This is a genomic window from Streptococcus mitis, from assembly GCF_001579035.1.
Taxonomy (GTDB): Bacteria; Bacillota; Bacilli; order Lactobacillales; family Streptococcaceae; genus Streptococcus; species Streptococcus mitis_J.
The window spans coordinates 27,316-38,865 of record NZ_KQ970291.1 but is presented as its reverse complement, the minus strand read 5'-3'; the positions used below and the strand labels follow the sequence as shown (position 1 = coordinate 38,865).

Sequence of the window (11,550 nt, the reverse complement as noted above, 5' to 3'; positions counted from 1 at the left end):
ACTCAGTCTAGTTGGTCTAGCTAATTTATTCAATCAAGTCGTGCTTGGTTTGCTATTTCTCTTTTTAACTCTGTATGTGTCTGGTAAAGTTCAACCAAAGATTAGTGCCATGCTCATGAAAAATCTAGCTCCAGAGGTTCTAGCTCGTACCAGTAATTTTTTAGGTTTATTGTTTACCCTATCCATACCTGTGGGAACAGCTTGTTTTTCACTTGTAGCTGTATGGAATATACAGTTGACTTGGATGCTATTTGTCGGTCTTTCCTTGCTAGCTATTTTTTTGACAATTCTTAATCTCAAAAATGATATCTAATACTCTTCGAAAATCTCTTCAAACCACGTCAACGTCGCCTTGCCGTATAGATGTTACTGACTTCGTCAGTTCTATCCACAACCTCAAAACACTGTTTTGAGCAACCTGCGGCTAACTTCCTAGTTTGCTTTTTGATTTTCATTGAGTATAAATCCTAATTTTTTCATACTGTTTTAATCCCTCTATTTATGGTAAAATAAGACTATTAAGTTTAAAGAGGATTCCCTATGAAATTACAAAAACCAAAAGGAACGCAGGATATTTTACCTGCTGAATCTGCTAAATGGCAGTACGTTGAGGGCTTTGCCCGTGAGATTTTTAAGCGCTATAACTATGCAGAAGTGCGTACGCCTATTTTTGAGCATTACGAGGTCATCAGTCGCTCTGTCGGAGATACGACCGATATCGTAACCAAGGAAATGTACGATTTCTATGACAAAGGTGACCGTCACATTACCCTCCGTCCAGAAGGAACTGCGCCCGTTGTCCGTTCCTATGTGGAAAATAAACTCTTCGCCCCAGAAGTGCAAAAGCCAAGTAAGTTCTACTACATGGGACCTATGTTCCGTTATGAGCGTCCACAGGCAGGGCGTTTGCGCCAGTTCCACCAGATTGGTGTTGAGTGTTTTGGATCTAGCAATCCAGCTACCGATGTGGAAACGATTGCGATGGCAGCCCATTTCTTGAAAGAAATCGGCATCCAAGGTGTCAAACTACACCTCAATACGCTTGGAAATCCTGAGAGCCGTGCGGCTTATCGTCAGGCCTTGATTGACTATTTGACACCGCTCAAGGAGACCTTGTCTAAGGATAGCCAACGTCGTTTGGAGGAAAATCCTCTCCGTGTCTTGGACTCTAAGGAAAAAGAAGACAAGGTGGCAGTGGAGAATGCGCCGTCTATCTTGGATTTCCTTGATGAAGAAAGCCAAGCTCATTTTGATGCTGTGCGTCAGATGTTGGAAAATCTTGGAGTAGACTACATCATCGATACCAATATGGTGCGTGGTCTGGACTACTACAATCACACCATTTTCGAGTTCATCACTGAGATTGAGGGCAATGACCTGACCGTCTGTGCGGGTGGTCGTTACGATGGTTTGGTTGCTTACTTTGGAGGCCCTGAAACTGCTGGATTTGGTTTTGGACTTGGTGTAGAGCGCCTGCTTCTCATTCTTGAAAAGCAAGGTGTGGCTCTCCCTATCGAAAACGCCCTAGATGTCTATATCGCAGTCTTGGGTGATGGAGCAAATGTAAAAGCCCTAGAACTAGTCCAAGCCCTTCGCCAACAAGGTTTCAAAGCAGAGCGTGATTACCTCAACCGTAAACTCAAAGCTCAGTTCAAGTCAGCCGATGTCTTTGCGGCTAAAACCCTCATCACCCTCGGAGAAAGCGAAGTCGAAAGCGGACAAGTGACGGTCAAGAACAACCAAACCCGAGAAGAAGTGCAAGTATCACTTGATGCTATCAGCCAAAACTTCTCAGAAATCTTTGAGAAACTAGGATTTTAATAGTAGAAAAACTGGTCAGGAACCTACTCCTGACCTTTTTCTTTTGCAAAATGACAAAAATCATAAACTTTTTGACAAATATACTTGTCAAAAAGAAAAAGATGTGTTACAATATAAGCAAGTTAAGAAATAGGAGGGAGCCACATGTGGGTATGGATTTTGTTTCCTTTTCTCGTCTTGATTTATATGAGTCAATCTAAGAAAATCAAGCGGTTAGAGAAGAGGTTAAAGGTAATCGAAAGAAAAGAGAAAGGAAACGCAGAAATGTCGAGATTATTGCAAGAAATGATTGGAAAGAAACCAACAATCATTGGAGAACTATTTGGAACAAATTTTTGGGAAGTTGTGGATGTAGATGAGGAATGGGTCAAGCTACGTCGTGTTAATAAAAAAGGAAAAGAAAAATTCAAACTACAACGCATTGAGGATATACAGACAGTTGAATTTGACGGAGAGTAGGTGTGTAACATGCAACTTAAAAATCGTCTAAAAGAGCTTCGGGCTCGCGATGGCCTCAATCAAACCGACCTAGCTAAACTGGCAGGGGTTTCCAGACAGACCATTAGCCTACTAGAACGGGATGAGTACACCCCATCCATTATCATTGCCCTGAAAATATCTCAGATTTTCAACGAAACAGTCGAATCAGTATTTCGCTTGGAGGAGGACGAGTGATGAACAAGTATAAAGTGATTTATTATGTAGTTGCCATAGCTCTATTAGTCAGCCTGTGTCTACTAATTGGAACAAATCTAGGATGGTTTGATCTCTATTACAGCGACCAATTTATCTGGGCCTACTTTGCTCTTATCCCAGTAATTGAATGGATTGAAAAGAAATCCAAAAATCTAGCAAGTGAATAAGGAGAATGAATATGAAAAAGAAAAAGAAACGTGGATTGTTGTTTTTAATGGTTGTTGTCTTGGGATTTTTCTTGGGCATTTTTGTAGGGATGTTTAAGGCTGTTGCCGAATCCCACGGAATTATGTTAGATGTGAAAGTCTTGATACCATGGATATCAGCTATTTGTTTAGTGTTAGGTTTCATTAGCATTCTTTTGACTTTCAATTTCTTAAAGAAAAGCAGAAAATTTCACTCCTTGTATCAAGAGGAAATGGATGATGATCTGAATGAAAGCTATTATGTGCAAATGTATCGGAATCTCGAGTTTGGAACCATTGCTTTTAATATTGCAAGTGTAGCGATTTTATTGGCTCTTTTCATCTCAGGTAGTGAAGCGGTTGTACTAAATGGAAGCCATATAACCTTATCTCTTTCTTTTTTGGCATTAGTGCTGATTTTCAGTGTTCAAAAATATCTTTTCAAGACGATTTCGATTGTTCGTCAGTTTGATTTGGCATTTTTCTCTATTCCAAAAGATATGTTAGATTATGTAAATTCTTACGATGAAGGAGAACGACAAGCTAATTTGGAACAGAGTTTTCGGATTTTATTTCAATTAAACCAATATGTTTTACCAGGTTTGTATATTTTGATTGATATCGTTTCTGTACTTACGGGAGAAATTCAGTTATTAGGTCTTTTAGCTGTAGCTGTAGTCCATATTTATATCAATATAATGTATATACCTATGGTAAAACGCTATTTCAAATAGGAGAACTTTATGAAACTACTTAAAAACCTTGGCTGGTTTCTTCTAGCCATTCTATCCTTTTTATTCATCTATGGCTTCATTCAGGGGCTCGCGACTACGTCGCTTGCCTTAGGCGGTTCACCCTATGCTGTTACCCTACTCTATGTAGCCTTGGCTGGAGTTTATGTGTACGGCATTTACAAATGGTATCAGAAAGGTCCTGTTCGTATTGAGAAGAGTGGCTTCAACCGATTTATTTGGCTTCCTGCCTTGGTTTGGTTCTTATCTTTGGTTGTCCAGTTTTTCTTGCCAAATGATCCTTCAGTAAATCAACAAATAGCGACAGACTTGACCTTGTCTCAACCACTTTTCTCATTCTTTGCGGTCGTTATTTTTGCTCCTTTGACAGAAGAACTTATCTTTAGAGGGATGTTGGCACGCTATCTCTTTCCTAAGCAGGACAATAGTAAACAAACTCTGATTTTTCTTCTGGTATCCAGTGTTCTGTTTGCCTTGATTCATTTCCCAGGTGATGTGCAACAATTTTTTGTCTATTTTAGCCTTGGTTTTAGTTTGGGCTTGGCTTATATTAGCAGAAAAAGTCTGGTCTACAGTATTTCTCTTCACGCTTTGAATAATTTAGTCGGCTTTTTGATGATTCTCATGCTATAATAGAGTCAGGAGGTCACATGAAACGAGTAATTTTATTAGCAGTGATTCAGGCAGTCGTTCTATTTTTCATCATTGGAGCGCTAGCTTATGCCTTTAAGGGCGATTTCTTCTACAACTATCTAGCAGTTGTCTTTGCTCCTATTGCAGGTGTCTTGCGCTTTGGGACAGCTTACATAACGGAAATTATCTTGCCGAGAAAGGCAGCCGAAATCGCTGAAAAGCGTAAAGCAGGCAACAATTCAAAATAAAAGAGTCCGGTGAACTTCATCGGATTTTTGTATGTGAGTTAATTTTTAAAGACTGGCAAACTTTTCTGCTGATTTTCATGAAGAGCCTGCGCTTTTATGGTAAAATAGTAACAGAATAAAAGAGGAGAGAAACAATGAAACGTAGTATGTATGCTGGTCGTGTTCGTGAGGAACACATCGGACAAGAAATAACCTTGAAAGGATGGGTTGGCCGTCGTCGTGACCTTGGTGGTTTGATCTTTATCGATCTTCGTGACCGTGAAGGAATCATGCAGTTGGTTATCAACCCTGAAAAAGTATCTGCAGAGGTTATGGCAACAGCTGAAAGCCTTCGTAGCGAATTTGTTATCGAGGTGACTGGTCAGGTCGCTGCGCGTGAGCAAGCCAATGATAAGTTGCCAACTGGTGCAGTTGAGTTAAACGTGACGGCTTTGACAGTGTTGAATACAGCTAAGACAACACCATTTGAGATTAAGGATGGCATTGAGGCCAATGACGATACGCGTTTGCGTTACCGTTACCTTGACCTTCGTCGTCCAGAGATGTTGGAAAATCTCAAACTTCGTGCTAAGGTGACCCACTCTATTCGCAACTACTTGGATGAGTTGGAGTTTATCGACGTGGAGACACCATTTCTTTCTAAGTCAACGCCAGAAGGGGCGCGTGACTACTTGGTACCATCTCGTGTTAATAAAGGACATTTTTACGCTCTTCCACAAAGTCCACAAATCACTAAGCAGCTCTTGATGAATGCTGGATTTGATCGTTACTACCAAATCGTTAAATGTTTCCGTGACGAGGACTTGCGTGGAGACCGCCAGCCTGAGTTCACTCAGGTCGACTTGGAAACGTCCTTCCTTACTGAGCAAGAAATCCAAGATATTACAGAAGGCTTGATTGCGCGCGTGATGAAAGAGACTAAAGGTATCGAAGTAACGCTGCCATTCCCTCGTATGAAATACGATGATGCGATGGCTCTTTATGGTTCTGACAAGCCAGATACTCGTTTTGACATGTTGCTTCAGGACTTGACAGAAGTGGTCAAAGGTGTAGACTTCAAAGTCTTTTCAGAAGCACCTGCTGTAAAAGCCATTGTGGTCAAAGGAGCTGCGGATAACTATTCACGTAAAGACATCGACAAGATGACGGAAGTAGCCAAACAGTACGGTGCCAAAGGTCTTGCTTGGGTCAAGGTGGTTGATGGAGAATTAAACGGACCAGTTGCCAAGTTCTTGACAGGCATCCAAGCAGAATTGACAACAGCACTTGGTCTTGAAGATAAGGATTTGGTTCTCTTTGTGGCAGATACGCTTGAAGTGGCTAACGCAACGCTCGGTGCCCTTCGTGGACGTATTGCCAAAGAGCTTGGTTTGATTGATAACGATAAATTCAACTTCCTTTGGGTGGTTGATTGGCCAATGTTTGAATGGTCTGAAGAAGAAGATCGTTACATGAGCGCCCACCATCCATTCACACTTCCACAGGAAGAGACTGCTCACGAATTAGAAGGTGATTTGGCGAAGGTTCGTGCCATTGCTTACGATATCGTCTTGAACGGTTATGAGCTTGGTGGTGGTAGCCTTCGTATCAATCAAAAAGACCTTCAAGAACGTATGTTCAAGGCTCTTGGTTTCTCAGCCGAAGAAGCAAATGACCAGTTTGGTTTCCTTCTTGAAGCCATGGACTATGGTTTCCCACCACACGGTGGCTTGGCTATCGGGCTTGACCGCTTTGTAATGCTCTTAGCAGGAGAAGAAAATATCCGTGAAGTCATTGCCTTTCCTAAGAACAACAAGGCAACTGACCCAATGACACAAGCTCCATCAACAGTAGCACTCAAACAACTAGAGGAACTCAGCTTACAAGTAGAAGAAGATGAAACAAGCAAAACGAATTAAGCGGTGGCGCTATTATCTGCGCCGCTTTGCTTATCAGATAAAAATTTTACGTGTCTTACAAAGTATCTCTCGAGAAAAGTATGATGAGAAGATTTCGGCCTCTCTGGTCTATGGTTTTTTATCAGCAGTAGCGGTCAATTTCTTTTTCCAACCAGGGCATGTGTATTCGAGTGGTGCGACAGGTCTGGCACAGATTATCTCTGCCTTGAGTAATCACTGGTTTGGTTTTCATATTCCGATTTCGCTGACCTTCTACGCCATTAACTTCCCTTTGATGGTCTTGGCCTGGTATCAGATTGGTCATAAGTTCACTGTCTTTACCTTTATCACGGTATCCATGAGTTCCTTCTTTATCCAGTTTGTCCCTGTGGCAACCTTGACGGAGGATCCCATTATCAATGCTCTTTTTGGGGGTGTTGTTATGGGCTTGGGGATTGGTTTTGCTCTTCGAAACAATATCTCCAGTGGTGGGACGGATATCGTCAGCCTGACCATTCGCAAGAAAACGGGTAAGAATGTCGGCAGTATTTCTTTCTTAGTAAATGGGACCATCATGCTGATAGCAGGTTTGACTTTTGGTTGGAAATACGCTCTTTACTCTATGATTACCATCTTTGTCTCTAGCCGTGTGACAGATGCGGTCTTTACCAAGCAAAAACGCATGCAGGCCATGATTGTGACCAATCATCCAGACAAGGTAATTGAAAAAATCCATAAAAAATTGCACCGCGGAGCAACCATGATCCACGATGCAGAAGGAACCTATAATCACGAGAGAAAGGCAGTTTTAATCACTGTTATTACACGTGCAGAGTTTAATGAATTTAAACAGATTATGACACAAGTGGATCCAGGGGCCTTTGTCTCTGTATCAGAGAATGTTCATATTCTAGGAAGATTTGTTGAGATAGATAACTAGTGACTAGTACTTAAAATGGGTCTTCCCACAATAAAACGCAGACTATCAAGTTTTTTAACACCTGATAGTATGCGTTTTTTGCTTTTAACGACTTTTTGCCCAGTCTCTTATTTTTCAATAATTTTGTGGGCAATCAACTGGCGGTAGCAGATTTGTCTATTTTCTTTAGAATCATTGATGATACAGAGAATAGTTTCTAAAGAAGTACGTCCGAGGGCTAGGCTATTGATATCTATATAGGCTGCCAAATTGAGCTTAGGATTAACTGAGTCAAAGCTGAGAACAGGGACATCCAGCTGGTGTTTGGCAATATAGTCACAGACCCCTTCAGCTAGGAGGCTATCGGTTGTGATGATAGCATCAATTTGTGGATCGTGCTTGAATAATCGCTTGCTAAATTTATAGCCCTTTTCTTCCAGAAACTCGTCTGCAAAGTAGATGCGATTGGTGTCAGTGGTAAGTTTGTAATGTTTAAGCGCCTGTTCATAGCCTGTTAAACGGTCTTTGGTCACGAAGAGCTTTTTACTTCCTCCGATAAAGGCAATGCGTTTGCAGCCTTTTTTGATGAAATATTCAGTCGCATCAAAACCAGCTTGAACATTGTCGTTGTCGACAAGTGGGATGAAAGGAGATAGAGATTTACCTAAGATAAGGAAGGGGAACTGTTCTTCTGCCACGAGTTTTACGAGAGGGTCTTCTTCTTGGGCATAGAGAAAGATTAGCCCATCTACACGCTTGCCGTAGACCATTTGTGAAATAGCGTTGAGACGCTCCTTCTCATCTTTCCCTGTTGCTATCTGAATGGCATAGTGGTTTTCAGATGCGACTTGAGAGATGCCACGTAGGACTGATGGAAAGAAAGGATTCTGGTAGAAGGCGTCTGAGTCATCAGGAAGAACTAAACCAATCACCTGAGTATAGCTACTTACCAAGCTGCGAGCATTGAGGTTGGGGTGGTAATTGAGCTCCTTCATAGCCTTGCGAACGCGTTTTTTTGTTTCGTCGCTAATGGTTGATTTATTTTGAATAACACGGGTTACGGTTGAAGGCGAAACACCAGCAGCCTTGGCCACGTCTTTAATCGTAACGGGCATAAAAATCTCCTATTTATGGTAATCTGGATCACGGAAATGTGTTTTATAAAAGATAGTGACCAGATATAGAACAAAAAGAATGTTTTGTATAGTGATGAGGTTTGACATATTTTGGCCAAACAATCCCAAAATAAGCGTAATCAGAGTTGGCAATCCTAAACAGTTCAAGATAAAATGGTAGCACTCTTTAAAGGTCCTAAATGAAAAGAGGCGTGATTTCTTAGTGATATAAAGGAGAAGACTCGCTCCTAGAGAGACGATAAAGAAATTCAAACCAAAGAGGAAGCTCGCACCGAGAACTAGGAAGAGACTGATATAGACACGATTTTGTTGGTACCAGTCTTTAGAAATTGCTTGGGTCAAGCTGTCTTTGCTTTTGAAACTCTCAGTATCAATCGCTCGGTAAGAGACGCGGGTCAGTTCCTTATTTTCCTTGCTGATGACCAGCTCATTTGTATCGAAATGCAGTTGCAAGTCCTTAGGTAATTCCTTGCTTTGACTTGGACCAATCACAAGAGAAGGCGTTTGACTAGCTGTGCCTGTATAAGTTAAATTACCATCAACAATTCTAGCATGTTCAGAGAGGTCTTGGACAACTCCATCTGTCAGAGGTTCATAGACATTATCGATAAAGGTTTCTAGCGGATAAGTCTCCTGTGAACTGTTTTGGATGGCAATGGGTACCATAGACAAGCTGATAAGGAAGATACTGGTAAAGAGAAGTTGAAACCAGTTGAGCCCGAAACGTTTGGACAGGGGCTTACGAAATCCCCAAATACTTGAAAAATAGGAAAATGGATATGGAAGCATAGATATCTTTCTAAAAGGTGTTTTCTATATGAGTATTATTATATAGAGAAATGTGCTTTATTTCAAGTCTAGGAGACAAATTGCTTGTCGCAAGGATGTTATTTACAGTAACAATCGCTAATACTCAATGAAAATCAAAGAGCAAACTAGGAAGCTAGCCACAGGTTACTCAAAACACTGTTTTGAGGTTGCAGATGGAAGCTGATGTGGTTTTAAGAGATTTCCGAAGAGTATAAAATGAAAAAGGGTGGCGGGGATATATTATCCCTTGTCGCCACCACTTGTAAGTCCTGAAACAAAGTTCTTTTGTAGGAAGAAGAAGAGAATACAGATTGGAAGGGCGATGAGGATAGCACCTGCTGAGAAGTAGGCAATCTTCATGTTTTTCACATTGCTAACGAAGGTTTGGAGACCTACGGCAACAGTAAAGTATTCTTTCTCACGAAGCAAGAAACTAGAGAGGATGTAGTCCCCGAAAGGTCCCATGAAGGCCCAGAGAGCTTGTACGGCAACCATTGGGCGAACAAGTGGAAGAACAATTTGCCAGAAGCGGCGGAAGTGTCCTGCACCGTCTAGTTTTGCAGATTCGTCTAAAGACATTGGCACTGTATCGAAGTAGCCTTTCATCAACCAAGCGTTCATCGGAATACCACCACCAACGTAGAGGAAGATGAGGAACCAGCTGTGGTTAAGGGCGTTCAACATAAGTGCCATAACGAAGAAGGCTGTCAAAGCGGCCATGGTTGGCACCATTTGGATAATCAAGAAGAAAACCAAACTTTGTTTACGAGCCAAGAAGTTGTAACGGCTGTAAGCATAACCAGCAAGTACGATGATACTTGTTTGAACAGCCATGGTAATCAAGGCGATAATCAAAGTGTTGAGGTACCAAGTACCGTACAAGGTTTCAGTGAAGAGGCCTTTAAAGTTATCAAAATTGAGGTCGATGTTAGTATCTAGTTTAAAGGCTGAGACGTTACCTGCTTTAAAGGCTGACATGATGGTAATCAAAAGTGGATAGATAATGACAATTGATAGACCAATCAGGTAAAGGTAAGTAAGGGTTTGAGTCAGTCTACGTTTGAGTTTAATTGAGTTATTCATCTTAGACATCCTCCATATCAAATGCGTGTAGTTTCTTGAATGCGATCATAGAGATTGAGATGACAATGATAGAGATAATCAAGGTAACAGCTGCCGCCATTGAGTATTGAGGAGATGTACCTGTTGTCAAACGGTAGATCCATGAGATCAAGATATCGGTTGAACCAGCTCCACCACCGACACTACCAGGTCCTCCACCATTGAAGAGGTACATGATAGAGAAGTTGTTAAAGTTGAAGGTGTATTGGCTAATCAAAGTAGGTGCTGCAACAGCCAAGATCATTGGGAAAGTGATGTTGCGGAATTTTTGCCAAGCATTAGCACCGTCAATATAAGCTGCTTCGTAAAGGTCGTTAGGAATAGATTGCAAGATACCTAAAGTCAAAACGTAGATATATGGGAATCCAAGCCAACCTTGCATCATAATCAAGGCAACCTTTGTCCAAGTAGGGTCTGTTTTCCAAGGAATAAGAGCACCATCAAGGAAAGGAAGGAATTTAGCAAAGATCGGCAAGACTTGAGTGTTGATAGCACCGACACTATCATTAAACATGTTTGAGAATGTCAAGATAGTGATGAAGGCTGGGACAGCCCAAGGAAGAAGGAAAATAACACCAAAGATACGTTTTCCTTTGATAAATGGTTGGTTAGCAATGATAGCTGTGAAGATACCAATCACGATCTGCAAAGTTGAGGCAGATAAAGCCCAAATGATAGTCCAAGAAAGAACAGAACCAAAGGCAGAACGGAAGGTACTCAAGCTCCAAATGTTTGTAAAGTTTGTCAAACCAACCCAGTCCAACAATTTGTTTGGTGGCAAGTGTTGGAAGTCGTAGTTGGTAAAGGCAATCATCAAGGTTACGATAACTGGGAAGATGATTGCAAAGGTCATGGCAATGTAAGATGGAATGATCAAGAGGTAAGGGAAACCATTTTCATAGATTCCTTTGACCATTTCTTTAAAGGTAAGTGCTACTGGAATACCATTATTAATGTGTTTGGCAGTTGTATGAGCATCTTTGATATTTGCGAAATAAAAGAGTACATAAACAACTACAAAGATTAAATGGAAGGCACCACGAATCAGCATAAAGAGGGAATTATCACGACCTGGCTTGTCACCAAGAGTGATGAGGTTGCTCAATTCAGGGGCTGCAAGTGCTAGGAAGTAAAGGACAAATACGATGGTTACACCAAGGAAGATAAAACCTTTGGCTTTTTGTTTATTGTAAATCTGTCCTAACCCAGGAATGATAGACAGCAGGGCTGCTTTACTAGGTTGTTGCTTTTCCATAATAACTCCTTTCATAGGATACTGGTTTCTACATAAAACCTAAACTATTTGTGTTTTTGTTGATAAATTCAAAGGGGGATTTGATTTCCACCCCCC

At 41.2% G+C, this 11,550-nt stretch carries 13 protein-coding genes and 1 pseudogene; 10 read left to right on the top strand and 4 right to left on the bottom strand.

All coding sequences use genetic code 11. The annotated features are described in order from the left end of the window. From SMIDD26_RS13320 to SMIDD26_RS09160, 10 genes and pseudogenes are all read left to right on the top strand, one after another. Window positions 1-313 (top strand): annotated as a pseudogene (locus tag SMIDD26_RS13320) (transporter); the annotation flags it as partial. 227 nt (window positions 314-540) lie between these two features. After that, window positions 541-1,821, top strand: a complete 1,281-nt coding sequence (gene hisS, locus SMIDD26_RS09200; RefSeq protein WP_061439904.1) for a histidine--tRNA ligase — start codon at window positions 541-543, stop codon at window positions 1,819-1,821. 144 nt (window positions 1,822-1,965) lie between these two features. After that, entirely contained in the window at window positions 1,966-2,280 is a 315-nt protein-coding gene (locus SMIDD26_RS09195) for a hypothetical protein (protein ID WP_061439903.1), read from the top strand. Window positions 2,281-2,289: 9 nt separating this feature from the next. Continuing rightward, window positions 2,290-2,496 (top strand): helix-turn-helix transcriptional regulator, encoded by a 207-nt coding sequence (locus tag SMIDD26_RS09190; RefSeq protein WP_001176227.1) that lies wholly within the window; start codon window positions 2,290-2,292, stop codon window positions 2,494-2,496. Further along, the gene (locus SMIDD26_RS09185; RefSeq protein ID WP_061439902.1) at window positions 2,496-2,684 is read left to right on the top strand and encodes a hypothetical protein; all 189 of its coding nucleotides are present in this window, start codon (window positions 2,496-2,498) and stop codon (window positions 2,682-2,684) included. The genes SMIDD26_RS09190 and SMIDD26_RS09185 overlap by 1 nt, the downstream gene beginning before the upstream one ends. Before the next feature lie 11 nt (window positions 2,685-2,695). After that, the gene (locus SMIDD26_RS09180) at window positions 2,696-3,436 is read left to right on the top strand and encodes a DUF3169 family protein (RefSeq protein WP_061439901.1); all 741 of its coding nucleotides are present in this window, start codon (window positions 2,696-2,698) and stop codon (window positions 3,434-3,436) included. Window positions 3,437-3,445: 9 nt separating this feature from the next. Beyond that, complete coding sequence (locus SMIDD26_RS09175; protein ID WP_061439900.1) at window positions 3,446-4,087, top strand: CPBP family intramembrane glutamic endopeptidase; 642 nt, start codon at window positions 3,446-3,448, stop codon at window positions 4,085-4,087. A 17-nt stretch (window positions 4,088-4,104) separates the two neighbouring features. Beyond that, complete coding sequence (locus tag SMIDD26_RS09170; protein WP_061439899.1) at window positions 4,105-4,335, top strand: hypothetical protein; 231 nt, start codon at window positions 4,105-4,107, stop codon at window positions 4,333-4,335. A 134-nt stretch (window positions 4,336-4,469) separates the two neighbouring features. Beyond that, entirely contained in the window at window positions 4,470-6,233 is a 1,764-nt protein-coding gene (gene aspS, locus SMIDD26_RS09165) for an aspartate--tRNA ligase (protein WP_061439898.1), read from the top strand. Next, window positions 6,211-7,152: a YitT family protein gene (locus SMIDD26_RS09160; protein ID WP_050261019.1), complete on the top strand. Its 942-nt coding sequence runs from the start codon at window positions 6,211-6,213 to the stop codon at window positions 7,150-7,152. The genes aspS and SMIDD26_RS09160 overlap by 23 nt, the downstream gene beginning before the upstream one ends. Before the next feature lie 107 nt (window positions 7,153-7,259). Here SMIDD26_RS09160 and SMIDD26_RS09155 read toward each other — a convergent pair whose 3' ends face one another. From SMIDD26_RS09155 to SMIDD26_RS09140, 4 genes are all read right to left on the bottom strand, one after another. After that, window positions 7,260-8,246: a LacI family DNA-binding transcriptional regulator gene (locus SMIDD26_RS09155; protein WP_050261020.1), complete on the bottom strand. Its 987-nt coding sequence runs from the start codon at window positions 8,244-8,246 to the stop codon at window positions 7,260-7,262. Window positions 8,247-8,255: 9 nt separating this feature from the next. Then, window positions 8,256-9,056, bottom strand: coding sequence for a DUF1189 domain-containing protein (locus tag SMIDD26_RS09150; protein ID WP_061439897.1), 801 nt, complete (start codon window positions 9,054-9,056; stop codon window positions 8,256-8,258). Window positions 9,057-9,317: 261 nt separating this feature from the next. Further along, entirely contained in the window at window positions 9,318-10,160 is an 843-nt protein-coding gene (locus SMIDD26_RS09145) for a sugar ABC transporter permease (protein ID WP_004236955.1), read from the bottom strand. A 1-nt stretch (window position 10,161) separates the two neighbouring features. Next, window positions 10,162-11,454, bottom strand: a complete 1,293-nt coding sequence (locus SMIDD26_RS09140; RefSeq protein WP_000414955.1) for a sugar ABC transporter permease — start codon at window positions 11,452-11,454, stop codon at window positions 10,162-10,164. Window positions 11,455-11,550 lie beyond the last annotated feature (96 nt).

Bases quoted from the DNA above. Each gene is read 5' to 3' on its own strand.
- hisS (WP_061439904.1), top strand. From the start codon at position 541: ATGAAATTACAAAAACCAAAAGGAACGCAGGATATTTTACCTGCTGAA.
- SMIDD26_RS09195 (WP_061439903.1), top strand. From the start codon at position 1,966: ATGTGGGTATGGATTTTGTTTCCTTTTCTCGTCTTGATTTATATGAGT.
- SMIDD26_RS09190 (WP_001176227.1), top strand. From the start codon at position 2,290: ATGCAACTTAAAAATCGTCTAAAAGAGCTTCGGGCTCGCGATGGCCTC.
- SMIDD26_RS09185 (WP_061439902.1), top strand. From the start codon at position 2,496: ATGAACAAGTATAAAGTGATTTATTATGTAGTTGCCATAGCTCTATTA.
- SMIDD26_RS09180 (WP_061439901.1), top strand. From the start codon at position 2,696: ATGAAAAAGAAAAAGAAACGTGGATTGTTGTTTTTAATGGTTGTTGTC.
- SMIDD26_RS09175 (WP_061439900.1), top strand. From the start codon at position 3,446: ATGAAACTACTTAAAAACCTTGGCTGGTTTCTTCTAGCCATTCTATCC.
- SMIDD26_RS09170 (WP_061439899.1), top strand. From the start codon at position 4,105: ATGAAACGAGTAATTTTATTAGCAGTGATTCAGGCAGTCGTTCTATTT.
- aspS (WP_061439898.1), top strand. From the start codon at position 4,470: ATGAAACGTAGTATGTATGCTGGTCGTGTTCGTGAGGAACACATCGGA.
- SMIDD26_RS09160 (WP_050261019.1), top strand. From the start codon at position 6,211: ATGAAACAAGCAAAACGAATTAAGCGGTGGCGCTATTATCTGCGCCGC.
- SMIDD26_RS09155 (WP_050261020.1), bottom strand. From the start codon at position 8,246: ATGCCCGTTACGATTAAAGACGTGGCCAAGGCTGCTGGTGTTTCGCCT.
- SMIDD26_RS09150 (WP_061439897.1), bottom strand. From the start codon at position 9,056: ATGCTTCCATATCCATTTTCCTATTTTTCAAGTATTTGGGGATTTCGT.
- SMIDD26_RS09145 (WP_004236955.1), bottom strand. From the start codon at position 10,160: ATGAATAACTCAATTAAACTCAAACGTAGACTGACTCAAACCCTTACT.
- SMIDD26_RS09140 (WP_000414955.1), bottom strand. From the start codon at position 11,454: ATGGAAAAGCAACAACCTAGTAAAGCAGCCCTGCTGTCTATCATTCCT.